12 protein-coding genes are annotated in these 14,410 nt (G+C 56.7%); 5 read left to right on the top strand and 7 right to left on the bottom strand.

The features are described from left to right. Nucleotides 1–36: 36 nt before the first annotated feature. A complete protein-coding gene (locus BM155_RS01285) occupies nucleotides 37–465 on the bottom strand; it encodes a pilin (RefSeq protein WP_074900922.1) in 429 nt (142 codons plus the stop codon). 457 nt (nucleotides 466–922) lie between these two features. Here BM155_RS01285 and pilB point away from each other — a divergent pair, with 457 nt between their 5' ends. The 5 genes from pilB (at nucleotide 923) to yacG (ending at nucleotide 5,765) form a co-directional block, all read left to right on the top strand. After that, on the top strand, nucleotides 923–2,635 hold the full coding sequence (gene pilB / locus BM155_RS01280; RefSeq protein ID WP_067152294.1) for a type IV-A pilus assembly ATPase PilB: 1,713 nt from the start codon (nucleotides 923–925) through the stop codon (nucleotides 2,633–2,635). Nucleotides 2,636–2,704: 69 nt separating this feature from the next. After that, nucleotides 2,705–3,916, top strand: coding sequence for a type II secretion system F family protein (locus BM155_RS01275; protein WP_067152291.1), 1,212 nt, complete (start codon nucleotides 2,705–2,707; stop codon nucleotides 3,914–3,916). A 5-nt stretch (nucleotides 3,917–3,921) separates the two neighbouring features. Continuing rightward, the gene (locus BM155_RS01270) at nucleotides 3,922–4,806 is read left to right on the top strand and encodes a prepilin peptidase (protein WP_074900630.1); all 885 of its coding nucleotides are present in this window, start codon (nucleotides 3,922–3,924) and stop codon (nucleotides 4,804–4,806) included. Nucleotides 4,807–4,935: 129 nt separating this feature from the next. After that, nucleotides 4,936–5,547, top strand: a complete 612-nt coding sequence (gene coaE, locus BM155_RS01265; RefSeq protein WP_067152287.1) for a dephospho-CoA kinase — start codon at nucleotides 4,936–4,938, stop codon at nucleotides 5,545–5,547. A gap of 8 nt (nucleotides 5,548–5,555) precedes the next feature. Then, nucleotides 5,556–5,765 (top strand): DNA gyrase inhibitor YacG, encoded by a 210-nt coding sequence (gene yacG, locus BM155_RS01260; RefSeq protein WP_067157507.1) that lies wholly within the window; start codon nucleotides 5,556–5,558, stop codon nucleotides 5,763–5,765. 92 nt (nucleotides 5,766–5,857) lie between these two features. Here the strand turns inward: yacG and mutT are convergent, their stop codons facing one another. The 6 genes from mutT to ftsZ all read right to left on the bottom strand — a co-directional run bounded on the left by mutT (nucleotide 5,858) and on the right by ftsZ (nucleotide 14,395). Beyond that, nucleotides 5,858–6,262: an 8-oxo-dGTP diphosphatase MutT gene (mutT, locus tag BM155_RS01255; RefSeq protein ID WP_074900627.1), complete on the bottom strand. Its 405-nt coding sequence runs from the start codon at nucleotides 6,260–6,262 to the stop codon at nucleotides 5,858–5,860. Further along, nucleotides 6,262–7,464: a bifunctional glutamate N-acetyltransferase/amino-acid acetyltransferase ArgJ gene (gene argJ / locus BM155_RS01250; protein WP_074900624.1), complete on the bottom strand. Its 1,203-nt coding sequence runs from the start codon at nucleotides 7,462–7,464 to the stop codon at nucleotides 6,262–6,264. Before argJ ends, mutT begins: the two co-directional genes overlap by 1 nt. Nucleotides 7,465–7,573: 109 nt before the next feature. Continuing rightward, nucleotides 7,574–10,318, bottom strand: coding sequence for a preprotein translocase subunit SecA (gene secA, locus BM155_RS01245; RefSeq protein WP_074900918.1), 2,745 nt, complete (start codon nucleotides 10,316–10,318; stop codon nucleotides 7,574–7,576). A 177-nt stretch (nucleotides 10,319–10,495) separates the two neighbouring features. Continuing rightward, nucleotides 10,496–11,431, bottom strand: coding sequence for a M23 family metallopeptidase (locus BM155_RS01240; protein WP_067152281.1), 936 nt, complete (start codon nucleotides 11,429–11,431; stop codon nucleotides 10,496–10,498). Nucleotides 11,432–11,750: 319 nt separating this feature from the next. Continuing rightward, a complete protein-coding gene (lpxC, locus tag BM155_RS01235; protein ID WP_067152279.1) occupies nucleotides 11,751–12,662 on the bottom strand; it encodes a UDP-3-O-acyl-N-acetylglucosamine deacetylase in 912 nt (303 codons plus the stop codon). Nucleotides 12,663–13,183: 521 nt separating this feature from the next. Then, on the bottom strand, nucleotides 13,184–14,395 hold the full coding sequence (ftsZ, locus tag BM155_RS01230) for a cell division protein FtsZ (protein WP_067152277.1): 1,212 nt from the start codon (nucleotides 14,393–14,395) through the stop codon (nucleotides 13,184–13,186). Nucleotides 14,396–14,410: the final 15 nt, after the last annotated feature.

The following is a 14,410-nucleotide window of genomic DNA, read 5'->3' as shown; positions in this document are numbered from 1 at the left end:
GCATACTGGCAGCAATGACTCGGATGAAACTTGTCATCAGCGGCAGTTGCTCGGGCGAAATTTGTCATCCAGGGAGCCGCCTTTGCAGTCCCAAACAAGACTGGTAGTCGGGACTGTACCAGCACTCAGTGCAGTACCACCAGCAGCCGGACTCAACGTAATAGTGCCATTACCTGCACTATTGCTGTAGGTAATAGTAATCACGCCGGTAGAGCCGTCAACAGCAACTGCATTAACAGCATCAGTAGAACCCGGTGGAGTCCAGCCCAAGTTCAGCGGGGAAGTACCGCTGACCGCGTTCTCAGCCACTGTGGCTTTAGCTGCAGAAGCCAGCGCTAAACCTTCTGTTACTTTCGCGCGAACCGTGTAATCCTGATAAGCCGGCAGCGCCACCGCAGCCAGAATGCCGATAATCGCAACCACGATCATCAATTCAATAAGAGTAAAACCCTGTTGCTTTTTCATTGTAACCGTCTCCATACAGACTTTTGGTTTGGTGAATCCCAATTGGGAGAGCATCCCGTGAGGAAGTCCCTGAACAAGATACAAGCTTTGTGCCAATTGTGGCAAGCGAGAAAATGGCCGGTGACGACATGAATGAGAGGTAAGTCACATCAATTTTATCGATTTGTCGAGCAACCTGAACAGGTGCTAACACACAAAACCCATTGCTGACAAAAAGTGTCAACTTGTGCCGAGCACGGCACCATAAGAAACCACCTCTAAAGCCAATGTCAGCAACCGCTTATTCCAAATGAAATCCATATGTCACTGGTGTTTGGCGCCAGCGGGTGATTTCGCTATATTGGCGAAACTGCGCAGCTTGCCCTTTGCTCGCCTTTCCCTAAAGTGCAAAGGTAAGACCACGCGCAAAGTGGATTAAAAAACAAACAAACATAACCCTGTTGGGGTAGCGTCCTCTATGAGTGTTAGCCAACTCTCGGGCCTGGCCAAGCGTTTGGTAGCCGACCAGGTTCTCGATGAAGCCACCGCGGTTTCCGCCACCAAGGCGGCCAAGCGGGAAAATCAGACCTTTGCCCAGCACGCGGTGGAGGCCAAACTGGTTAAGAGCCGGGATCTTGCCGGTATCGCCTCGCAGGCTTTTGGCTCACCGCTGTTCGATCTCTCAAGCTATAACTTTGATCTGATCCCCAGGGATATTGTTGACGAAAAACTGATCAGCAAACACTTTGCCCTACCCCTTTACAAGCGCGGAAACCGCTTGTTTGTAGCCGTCGCCGATCCCACCAATCTCGCCGGGCTGGACGAGATCAATTTCAATACAGGCCTCAATACTGAAGCGGTACTGGTCGAAGCGGACAAACTGGCCAAGGCCATCGACAGCTACCTGTCCGATGGCGGCGATATGGGGGCCGGCCTCGACGGTATGGATGACGAGGATCTGGATTCCCTCGATGTCGATGGTGCTGACGACGAGCGCAATGATGACGACAGCCTGGGAGGCGACGAAGCACCGGTTGTGCGCTTTGTTAACAAGGTGCTGCTAGACGCAATCCGCACTGGTGCCTCGGATATCCACTTCGAACCCTACGAAAAAAGCTACCGGGTGCGCTTCCGTACCGACGGGGTGCTGCACGAGGTGGCCAAACCGCCGATCCAGCTGGCAACTCGCCTGGCCGCGCGCCTAAAGGTGATGTCCAAGATGGATATCTCCGAACGGCGGGTGCCCCAAGACGGCCGTATTAAGATGAAGCTGTCCAAAACCAAAGCTATTGACTTCCGGGTTAACAGCCTGCCGACGCTTTGGGGAGAAAAAATCGTTCTGCGGATTCTCGATCCCTCCTCCGCAAAACTCGGTATCGACGCCCTCGGTTACGAGGACGACCAGAAAAAGCTCTATCTGGACGCGCTGGCCCAGCCCCAGGGCATGATTCTGGTGACCGGTCCCACCGGCTCCGGCAAAACTGTATCCCTGTATACGGGTCTCAATATCCTCAATACACCCGAGCGGAATATCTCCACGGCGGAAGACCCGGTGGAAATCAATCTGGAGGGCATCAACCAGGTCAACGTCTCTGCCAAGGTGGGATTGAACTTTGCCGAGGCGCTGCGCTCCTTCCTCCGCCAGGACCCGGATATCGTTATGGTGGGGGAGATCCGTGACCTGGAAACCGCGGAAATCGCAATCAAGGCCGCGCAGACGGGCCACTTGGTGCTCTCCACCCTGCACACCAATTCGGCACCGGAAACCCTGACGCGCTTGATGAATATGGGGGTTCCCTCATTCAATATCGCCACCTCCGTCAGCCTGATCATCGCCCAGCGCTTGGCGCGACGGCTGTGCAGCGAGTGCAAGAAGCCTATCGACCTCCCGCAAGAAGTCCTGAAGCAAGAGGGGTTCGACGCGGTCACCATCGACCGCAAGGAGTGGACCATCTACCAGCCCGTGGGCTGCGAGCACTGCAGCAAGGGCTATAAGGGGCGCGTGGGGGTCTATGAAGTGGTTCGCATCACCGAGGGGATCTCCAGAATTATAATGGAGGGCGGCAACTCTATTCAGATTGCCGACCAGGCGCGCAAGGAAGGCTTTAACAACCTGCGCACCTCCGCATTGCGCAAGGTGGTAATGGGAATTACCAGTCTGGAGGAGGCAAACCGGGTAACCAAAGATTAAAAAACCATTGATCACTGGTCTCCGGTAAAAAACCAATTTATAGCGAAACAATAAAAGACAGGATAAACCATGGCCAACGCCGCAGCGGTCACCTACGTCTACAAGGGTGTGGACAGTAAAGGCAACAAGGTCGAGGGAGAGATCAACGGCACCAGCCCTGCGCTGATCAAGGCGCAGCTGCGCAAACAGGGCATTATAGCCAACCGGGTGCAGAAAAAGCCCAAGCCCTTATTTGGCGGCAAGAAAAAAGTCAAACCTGAAGATATCGCGCTGTTCACACGGCAGATGGCCACCATGATGAAGGCCGGGGTGCCACTGGTACAGAGCTTCGAAATCGTCGCCGACGGCCTGGACAATCAGGGCGTTAAGGAACTGATTTTTAAAATCCGCGACGACGTGGCCTCCGGTACCGCCTTTGCCGATGCCCTGCGCAAGCACCCGCTCTATTTCGACGATCTCTTCTGCAACCTGGTGGCCTCCGGTGAGCAGTCCGGCGCCCTGGAAACCATGCTGGACCGCATCGCCACCTATAAAGAAAAAACCGAATCCCTGAAGAAAAAAATCAAAAAGGCGATGACCTACCCGATTGCGGTAATCGTTGTCGCCATTGTGGTTACCTCTATTCTGCTGATCAAGGTAGTACCCCAGTTCGCCGAAACCTTCTCCAGCTTTGGCGCCGACCTGCCGGCATTTACCCAAATGGTAGTGGGTATGTCTGAGTGGATGCAGGCCAACTGGTTTATTGCCCTGATTTGTGCAGTAATCGGGATCGGGGGTACCCTTGAAGCCAAAAAGCGCAACAAAAAAGTGGCCGATTTCTTTGACCGGTTAATCCTCAAAATGCCAATTCTCGGCCAGATTACCTATAACTCCATCGCCGCCCGTTTCGCCCGTACGCTGTCCACCACTTTCGCCGCGGGTGTTCCCTTGATCGATGCCCTAAAGTCCGTTGCCGGCGCCACCGGCAATGTGATTTATGAGGACGCCACCCTTAAAATCCGCGATTCTGTGGCCACCGGTATTCCGCTCAACGGCGCCATGCGCGCTTCCAACCTCTACCCCACCATGCTGGTACAGATGGCCGCGATTGGTGAAGAGTCCGGCGCCCTGGACGAAATGCTGGGCAAGGCCGCGGACTTTTACGAGGAGGCCGTGGACAATATGGTGGATAATCTGACAACCCTGCTGGAACCGATGATTATGGCGGTGCTGGGTATTCTGGTCGGCGGTCTGATGGTGGCTATGTATCTGCCGATCTTCCAACTGGGTCAGGTTGTATAAAAGCAATGCTAGAAACACTGGTTTCTCACCAAGCGCTGCTCCTCGGCAGCGCTTTTGTTTTGGGCCTATTAGTGGGCAGCTTTCTAAACGTGGTTATTTACCGCCTGCCCATCATGATGGAGCGGGAATACAAGCGGGATTTCCACAGCTATTTCGGCACCAATCCCGATCCGGCAGAGCAAAAAATACTGGACGAACCCTTTAACCTTATACTGCCCTACTCCCACTGCCCCAGTTGCGGCGCCGAGGTCAAACCTTGGCACAATGTACCGCTGCTTAGCTTTCTACTCCTGAAAGGCAGGTGCAGCCATTGCGGTACCCCCATCTCCAAGCGCTATCCGCTGGTGGAGCTGGTTACAGGGCTGTTGACCGCGCTGGTCGTGTGGCAATTGGGCTTTACCTGGCAGGCGCTGGCGGGCTGTGGTTTTACCTGGGCACTGGTGGCTCTAACGGGAATAGACTTCGACAAGCAACTGCTGCCGGACAGTATCACCCTGCCGCTGCTGTGGACGGGATTACTGGTTAATCTCTGGGGACTGTTCACTCCCCTTAGTGATGCGGTGATAGGGGCCATGGCTGGCTATCTCTCTCTTTGGGCTGTGTTCCACCTGTTTAAGCTGGTAACCGGCAAGGAGGGAATGGGGGCCGGGGATTTCAAAATCCTGGCAGCCATCGGCGCCTGGTTCGGGTGGCAGATGTTGCCGATGGTCATCCTGCTGTCCGCCGGTGTTGGCGCCCTGGCCGGATTGAGCTGGAGTCTGATCGCGGGGCGGGACAAAAACCTGCCCATCGCCTTTGGCCCCTATCTGGCCGGTGCCGGCTGGATAGCGATGCTGTGGGGGGAGCGGATTGTAAACTGGTATCTGAATTTCTCAGGACTCGGGTCATAGCCGCGGATAGGACTCCCGCAAAAAGGGCGAACCAGTGGTTCGCCCTTTTTACTTGTGGTCTGCGGATGAAAGCGAACAAAATGCAGATACTAATACTTGGCTTGGGGCACAAACCATCAGCAAGAGGGAATGGAAGCAGTGTTCACTGTGGGATTGACGGGCGGCATCGGCAGCGGAAAGTCAGCAGCGGCGGGCTGTTTTCGAGCGCTGGGCGTCAACGTAGTCGACGCGGATTGGGCGGCGCGGGTAGTGGTACAACCTGGTCAGCCAGCACTGGAAAAAATCGCCGGGCACTTTGGCGCCGGTATCTTGCTGGACAGTGGTGAACTTGACAGAGCCAAGCTTCGCCAGCGGATTTTTGAAGACAGCGACGAACGGCGGTGGCTGGAGAATTTATTGCATCCCCTGATCCGCGAGGAAATATTGCGGGCGCTGCAAAACGGCACTGGCCCCTATGGGATTCTGGAATCCCCGCTATTGATCGAGTCCGGGCAATATAAACTGGTGAACAGAATCTGTGTAGTCGACCTACCCGAAGAATTGCAGGTCCAACGGGCCAGTGAACGCGACCGCAATGACCCGGCGCAAATCCGCAAGATTATGGCGGCCCAGCTGTCCCGCAACGAGCGGCTGGCGAAAGCGGACGATGTACTGGACAATAGCGGCCCTCCGGAGAAGCTGAAGACACAGGTTGAATCACTGCACCGGAAGTATCTACAAATGGCCCAAGCACAGCGTTGAAGCAAATTATGACAAAAGAGACCACCAGCCTCAGCTGCCCCACCTGCAAGAAACCAATTGAGTGGAGCGACCGATTTCCATTCCGCCCTTTCTGCTGCGAACGCTGCAAACTGATCGATCTTGGAGAGTGGGCCTCGGAGGGGCATCGGATTCCGGGGGAACCGGCCTTTGACGATGTATTGAGCGGAGAGCTGGAACAACCAGGCACCCGCCATTAAGGAATCTGTACGGGGCGCTTATCCGGCCTCAAAGTGTCTCTTCCCCCAAGGAGTGCATTTCCTTGGCACTGCGGCACAATCGCAGGAGGCGCTCAGCAGCAGTTTTCGGCCTCCCGGATGGCTTGAATAATCTCCTGGTTCGCGTCGGGAAACTGATAACTATTGAGGTCCACCACTTCGACCCAAGTGGTCTGCTGGCCCTCCAGACCTTTTGCCTCGCCTTCGAATTCCGTCACCCACCAGGTATCCAGCAATACGGTTTTTTCCGCATAAGTGTGGCGGATTTTCGTCAGCGGCCTTAACCCTGTCACTTCAATCGCCACTTCTTCCCGCAGCTCCCGGGTCAGAGCTTGCTGGACTGTCTCCCCCGCTTCCACTTTACCTCCGGGGAACTCCCAGCGCCCCCCCATATGCAAGTGTTCCGGGCGGCGAGCGATCAGGATTTTGCCGTCCTTCCGCCGCACCACTCCCACTGCGACATGTACCACCTTACCCATCAAGTACGGTACTCCGCATTGATGGTGACATACTCGTGGGAAAAGTCGCAGGTCCAGATATGCTCGCTGAAATCCCCACGCCCCAAATCAACAGTAATGGTGAACTCCGGTTTCGAGAAAACCTGCTGACCGTCTTCTTCCCTGTAGCCAGCGGCAAGGCCGCCGGACGCCACCACCTGAATCTGATCCAGGTAAATATTGACCCTGGAAGTATCCAAGCCCTCAACGTCGGCCTTGCCGACCGCCATAACCAGCCGGCCCCAATTGGGGTCCGAAGCGTATAGTGCAGTTTTGACCAGTGGCGATTCACCAATAGCAAAGGCGACTTTCAGTGCTTCCTCACTGCTATTCGCCCCGCGTACCTGCACTGTGACAAATTTACTCGCGCCTTCTCCATCGCGGACGATGGCCTGGGCCAGTTCAATATGCACTTCCACGACTGCCGCCTTCAGACGCTGGTAATCCGCACTGTTGGCATCGCTCAACAGAGGTCCCGTGGTACCACTGGCAATCAGTACACAAGCGTCGTTGGTGGAAGTGTCACCGTCGATGCTAATGCGGTTGAAGGATTCGCCCACCGCTTCACCGATCAGCTGGTCCAGCAGGGGCTGTGGGATACGCGCGTCCGTTGCCACATAGGCGAGCATGGTGGCCATATTGGGCTTGATCATGCCTGCACCCTTGGCGATGCCCTGAATCCGGATCTGTTCACCGGCAATATCGACAGTGCGGAAGGCGATTTTGGGCCGGGTATCCGTGGTCATAATGGCGCGCGCGGCTTTGTCCCAGCCCGCACCCTCAAGTTGATCTGCCGCAACGGGAACCGCCTCCAAAATTTTCTGCAAAGGCAGATGCTCGCCAATGACACCAGTACTAAATGGCAACACCTGCTCCGCTCTGATGTTGAGCGCTGTGGCCACCGCCGCGCAACAGGCGCGGGCGTCACTGATGCCGCGCGCACCTGTTGCGGCATTGGCATTGCCAGCGTTGACCAACAGCGCCCTGATATCGCCGCTGCCAATATGTTCCTTGGCCACAACGACCGGAGCCGCGCAAAAGGCGTTTTGGGTAAAAGTGGCGGAGACGGAAGCACCTTCATTGATCTCAATCAGCAACAGGTCATCCCGCTGCCAATTTTTTATACCGGCAGCCACACTGGCCAGGCGAATGCCGGGAACTTGAGGCAAATGGTCTTGGAGCATTGATGCGATTCACGAAATGGGCAAACGCAGCGCGCCCATCAGTATCTTTCAACGGGCATGCTGCGCTCTGCCCATACCATGAAAGCGGCGCCGAGGCGCCGCTTGGCGATCAATTTGAAGTCGAGGTAGAGGAAGCCAGCTTGCCGTGACACTGCTTATATTTCTTGCCAGAACCGCAGGGACAGGGGTCGTTGCGACCAACTTTGGGACCGCGCCGCTCCGGCATTTGCGCCTGAGGCTCTTTCGCCTGTGGAATCGCAGAAGCCTGGGCGTGTTGCAGTTCTAACTGCTGCTTGCGTTGCTGCTCGAGACGGCGGCGCTCCATTTCTTCCATCTGCTCGCGGGTCATCGGCTCCACATGGGCGAGGATACGCACCACCTCATGCTTGAGGTTATCCAGCATGCTTTGGAACAAGTGGAAAGACTCGCGCTTGAACTCCTGTTTGGGGTTCTTGTTGGCGTAGGCGCGCAAACCGATTCCGGCGCGCAGGTGGTCCATGCTGGCAAGGTGCTCCTTCCACAGCTGGTCCAGTACCTGCAGCATGATTTGGCGCTCCACGGTCGGCATCAGATTGGGCTCGCCCGAAGACTCACTAATACGCGTCACCTTGGCCTGATAGGCCTCCTGAGCCGCGGCGACTATTTTCTCCCGCAAGCTTTCTTCATGCAGAGTGCGATCCTCGTCCAGCCACTGCTGAATCGGCAACTGTAAGCCCAGCTCGCCGGCCAGCTGTTTCTCCAGGCCAGGGATGTCCCACTGCTCCTCCACGCTCTGCGGCGGCACAAAACCGGAGATGATATCGTTGACCACATCTTCGCGAATGGCGGTAATGGTGTCACTGATCGTCTCCGCCTCCAGCAGCTCGTTGCGCTGACTGTAGATCACCTGGCGCTGATCGTTGGCGACATCATCGTATTCCAGCAATTGCTTGCGAATATCGAAGTTGCGTCCCTCCACACGGCGCTGGGCTTTTTCAATCGCATTGGACACCATGCGGTGCTCAATAGCCTCTCCGCGCTCCATCCCCAGCATTTGCATGAAATTCTTCACGCGGTCCGAGGCGAAGATACGCATCAGATTATCTTCCAGGGACAAGTAGAAGCGGGTTACGCCGGGGTCACCCTGGCGGCCGGCGCGGCCGCGCAGCTGGTTGTCGATGCGTCGGGATTCGTGACGCTCGGTGCCGATAATGTGCAGACCGCCCGCCTCTATGACCGTGTCGTGCCGCTTCTGCCACTCGGATTTGATCGCGGTGATTTCCTCTTCGGTGGGCTCGCGGCCTTCCTTCTGGCGCAGTTCCTCCACCTCCGCTTCCCAGTTACCGCCGAGCACAATATCAGTGCCGCGACCGGCCATATTAGTCGCAATGGTGACGGTACCGGGGCGGCCAGCCTGAGCGATGATCTGCGCCTCCCGCTCGTGGTACTTGGCGTTCAGTACCTGGTGAGCAATTCCGGCCTTCTTAAGCATGCGGGACATCTCTTCCGATGTCTCGATGGAAGCGGTACCTACCAGGACCGGTGCCTGCTTTTCTCGGCAGTACTTGATGTCCTCGATAATGGCTTCCATCTTTTCTTCTTTGGTCAGATAGACCAAGTCGTTCAAATCCTCCCGCTGTACCGGCTTGTTGGTGGGGATCACCACCACGTCCAGACCGTAGATCTGGCGGAACTCGAAGGCCTCGGTATCCGCAGTGCCCGTCATACCGGCAAGCTTGGGATAGAAGCGGAACAAGTTCTGGAAGGTTGTGGAGGCCAGGGTTTGACTCTCGCTCTGAATCTGCACTTTCTCTTTCGCTTCCAGTGCTTGGTGCAGTCCCTCTGAAAGACGGCGACCGGGCATGGTGCGACCGGTATGCTCGTCGATCAGGACCACTTGGCCATTCTGCACTATGTAATCCACATCCCGGTGGAAAAGCACATGGGCGCGCAAAGCGGCGTGTACATGATGCAGCAGCCCCAGGTTACCGGGGGCGTAGAGGGATTCATCTTCCTTCATCAAGCCACTGCGCGCGAGCAGCTCTTCGATCAGCTGGTGCCCCTCCTCGGTCAACTCCACCTGCCGGGTCTTCTCATCGACCGTATAGTGTCCCGCCCCCCCTTCTTCTGCCCGTTGCAATTTGGGAACCAATTGGTTAATGGCTAGGTAGAGGTGCGAAGAATCCTCCGCGGCGCCGGAGATAATCAATGGGGTCCGGGCTTCATCGATCAGGATGGAATCCACTTCGTCGACAATTGCGAAGTTCTGCGGGCGCTGTACCCGGTCTTCCTTGCGCAGCACCATGTTGTCGCGCAGATAATCGAAACCGAATTCGTTGTTGGTACCGTAAGTAATGTCCGCGCCGTAGGCGGCCTTTTTTTCCTCCGGGTGCTGCTGGGACACGATAATGCCCACGCTTAGACCGAGGAATTCATACACCGGACGCATCCAATTGGCGTCCCGTGCGGCCAGATAGTCATTCACCGTAACGATATGTACCCCTTTGCCTTCCAGCGCGTTCAGATACGCGGGCAGGGTCGCCACCAGGGTCTTACCTTCACCGGTACGCATCTCGGCGATCCTGCCTTCGTGCAGGGTCATACCGCCGATCAGCTGGACATCAAAATGGCGCAGGCCCAGGGTACGGCGGCTGGCCTCGCGCACGGCGGCGAATGCCTCCGGCAACAGCTGGTCGAGACTCTCACCATCGGCGAGACGCTTCTTAAACTCATCGGTTTTAGCCCTGAGCCCGGCGTCATCAAGCTTGCGGTATTCATCCTCCCGCTCATTGATCTGCGCCACCACACGGCGCATACGCTTCAGCTCGCGGTCATTTTTCGAACCGAAGATCGATGTAATCAGTTTGCCAATCATTATCAAGAAACCACTTTTCTTTTTTCGCTCTGCCGGCCGGAGCGCCGGGAAACCATCAGCACCCAATCCTGGCGCGCTGCGCTGGTGAGGGATGCAAGTAAACAGGAAGGCGCCACGACTAGCAACTGTCTCCTCAGACAACTGCCGGTGGTGGCGCGATACAGGAAAGGATAGATGTTATCTGCCAGTGCGGCGGATGTAGGTGGCGGGGTCCACAGGGCGATTGTTTTTGTACACTTCAAAATGCACATGGGGGCCGGTGGAGCGACCGCTGGACCCCATCAAGGCAATCACCTGGCCCTTCTTGACCACATCGCCCAACTTTACCTTGATTTCACTATTGTGGCCGTAGCGGGTTTTATAGCCATTGCCGTGGTTGATCTCCACTAACTGGCCATAGCCGTAGCGTTCCTCGGCCCAGGTCACAACACCGGCGGCGACGGAAACCACTTCTGAGCCCATCTTGCCGGCGAAATCCACTCCTTTATGCCAAGCGCGCCGCCCAGTGAAGGGGTCAGTGCGGTATCCGTATCGAGAAGACATCCAGCCGCGACTGATGGGGCGGCCAGCAATAAACTGCTCGTCCTGCAACTGGCGTCTGGCGAGTAGGGTTTCGAGGGTGTTGAGCTGCATCTGGCGGTCTTCGATTTGGTCCGCCAACTCATCAATCACCTCGAGAAACTCCGGTGGCTGATAAGGCAGCTCAGCGGCACCGGCGATACCCGGATCCTCGGGCCCGCCAACAGCCGGAGCGGTACCAAACTGGAATTCGCCCTCATCCAATTTAGCAGCGACGGTAAGGCGCTCGCCAAGAGCGTCTAGGCGTGTCAGACGTGCCTGCATCTCCGCCAACTTGACGGTCAGTGCCGTCAACTGCTCGCGCGCCTCGCGGTCCGCCGCCTCTATCTGTTGCTGCTGCTTGCGCAGCGCCTTGCTCCAGGCCTTGGCGGTACGGGAATCGAAAACATCCGTTTCCGCTACAGGCAGGTTGGCGCCGATCAAAAAAGCGCCCACAGGCAAGCCCAACAGGCACAGCCCCAGCAGCGCCTTACTCAGGCCGCCAAAGCTAAAGCTGCGCGTGGCACCGCGCTCATTGACCAGAATTACTTTCATAACAGGCGTGAGACTATCGACAATTTTGGTTATTTCGCAATCCGCTGCGAAGCCAGGGGCTCTCTCCTGGCCTCGCTCGCACGCCCATCCAATGGCTACTAGGCCGGAGGCCCCATCCTATACACAACATCGGCCAAACAACAAAAATCTTGTGAGATAACAGCTCCCCACGCATTTTTATTTGTGAACGCACTGAATCAGCGCCACTACAGGCCGCTATGCGCGCCAGGAGAACGCACAACACGGTAAATTCATCCGCAGAGCGGTCTCCCGCGCAAGAAAAAGCCGGCAATTTTTATGCCGGCTCCACTGTTCTTGATCAAACCGCCAGTATTGGCTTCACATAGGAAATCGGCGCTTCCTTCTCATCCTCGAAGGTCACCATCTCCCAAGCGTCCTCCTGGGCCATCAGGGTGCGCAGGGATTTATTATTCAGTGCGTGACCGGATTTGTGCGCCTTGAATTCGCCGATCAGACTGGTGCCCAGCAGATAGAGATCGCCAATGGCGTCCAGAATCTTATGCTTAACAAATTCGTCTTCGTAGCGTAATCCGCCTTCGTTCAAAATACGGTACTGGTCGATCACAATGGCGTTATCGACACTGCCTCCCTGAACCAGCCCTTTAGAGCGGAGGTACTCTATTTCGTGCATAAAGCCGAAGGTGCGCGCCCGGCTCACCTCTTTGACAAAAGAAGTGCTGGAGAAGTCCACCGAGGATGTCAAATTGCGCCCCTGGAACACTGGGTGATCAAAATCGATGGTGAAGGTCACCTTAAAACCGTCGAACGGCAGGAAGCTGGCCACCTTATCACCCTCTTCCACGGTCACCGGTTTCTTGATGCGCAGGAATTTCTTCGGCGCAGACTGCTCTTGGATGCCGGCGGACTGTATCAGGAACACAAAGGGACCCGCGCTGCCGTCCATGATCGGCACTTCCTGGGCGGAGAGTTCCACAATGGCATTGTCGATGCCCAGGCCCGCCATGGCGGACAGCAAATGCTCGACCGTGGCGATGCGCACATCGTCTTTTACCAGGGTCGTGGACAAAAGCGTATCGCCAACGTTTTCTGCCCGGGCTTCAATCTCAACCATCGGGTCCAGATCTGTACGGCGGAATACGATGCCGGTATTCACGGGCGCCGGTTTCAGGGTCAGAACGACCTTCTTGCCCGTGTGCAGACCTACGCCGGTGGCGCGGATAGCATTCTTGAGAGTGCGCTGTTTGATCATGAATGTGTCGTTTCCAAGTCGGTGGACGGCAACAGAAGCCGCGGCGAGCCGGCGATAATAGCAGAAATATTACGCCAAAACCACATACTGCCTGACGGTCATTTCTGTCTATCGCCTCGTTCTTTCAGAATAGCGCAGCGGTGACGATTGCAGCGCCATACCGAAGACTTTGACCCCATTTTAGGGCGGTGTTCGGCAATGCCGCTGTTAAATATTGTTAACCGGCGGTGACTCACTGGTCACGGAATAGCGCGAACACAAATGCTGGCGCGGCGAAAAGGCCCCTGTTGCACGGCAGAAAAAGCATCAGGAGAAGCGTCGGAATCTTCCGGCGGTCAACATGCCGGCAAATCCGCGCCGCCGAGGCAGGCCCGGACTCTCCATAGAGAGACCGGGCGTGACATGAGCGGGGTTTTGCCTCGGAGCGACGGCTGCGACATATCGCCGGAGAGCGCCCGGAAAGACTTCATATACGGCCGCCGAAGCCTTTGCGGCCCTTCGGTGTTGTACTGATTCCCGCGCTAATCCGCTTGGCGGCGCAAAAACGCGGGGATGTCCAGGTATTCCATATCGGCGTCGGCCGGGTTCAGTGTCGGAGCCGGGCGCTTGGGTCGCTCGCTTTCAACGCGCACCCGGTTGTCGGCGGCGTCCCGGCCGGCCAGGCCACCCTGTCCGCCTTCGCGCGCTTCACGCCCCTCGTGCAGCTGCGCGCGACGGGTATTGTCCACAACCTTAGTGGGACGCGCGGCTTGCTGGACACCCTCACCCAGGCCCGCGGCAACCACGGTGACCCGCATCTCGTCGCCCAGCTTGTCATCCACTGCGGTACCGATCACCACGGTGGCGTCGTCGGAGGCGATCTCCTGCACGATTTCACCCACTTCCGAGTACTCGCCCAGCGTCAGCTCCTGACAGCCGCCCTCTTCGCTGCCGGTGATGATGTTCACCAGTATGCCGCGAGCTCCCTGCAAATTGACATTGTCCAGCAGCGGGCTGCGCACCGCCTTTTCAGCCGCCTCGCGCGCGCGGTTTTCACCCACAGCAGAGCCGGAGCCCATCATGGCCATTCCCATTTCCGACATCACCGTGCGCACATCGGCAAAGTCCACGTTCATAATTCCCGGACGGATCATCAGGTCGGCGATACCCTGCACCGCCCCCAGCAGCACATTGTCCGCCTCTTTATAAGCAGCTTTCATAGTGATCTTGTTTCCCAGCACCTCGAGGAGGCGGTCATTGGGAATAGTGATCAGGGAATCCACTTTGTCGCGCAACTCACGGATACCCTCTTCGGCCACCAGAGAGCGCTTTTTACCCTCGATGGTGAACGGGCGAGTGACCACTGCAACGGTCAGAATACCGAGATCCTTGGCAATTTCAGCCACGATTGGCGCACCACCGGTACCTGTACCACCACCCATGCCGGCAGTGATAAATACCATGTCTGCACCGGTGAGAACCTCGGCGATACGATCGCGATCCTCCAGTGCGGACTGACGGCCCACATCTGGATTGGCTCCAGCGCCGAGGCCGCGCGTAATGTTGTTGCCTAGCTGCAAAATAGTACGCGCTTGGATGTCTTTCAGTGCCTGGGCATCCGTGTTGGCGCAGATGAAATCCACACCTTCTACTTCGCTGGCGATCATATGCTTAACCGCGTTGCCGCCGCCGCCGCCGACACCAATCACTTTGATGACAGGCTTATCCTGTACGCTATCAACTAATTCGAACATTGCTGTTCCCCTTCT

The organism is Microbulbifer thermotolerans, from assembly GCF_900112305.1.
In the GTDB taxonomy this organism is placed as follows: Bacteria; Pseudomonadota; Gammaproteobacteria; order Pseudomonadales; family Cellvibrionaceae; genus Microbulbifer; species Microbulbifer thermotolerans.
Note: the sequence above shows the minus strand (reverse complement) of the source record. Positions and strands in the feature narration are given on the sequence as shown.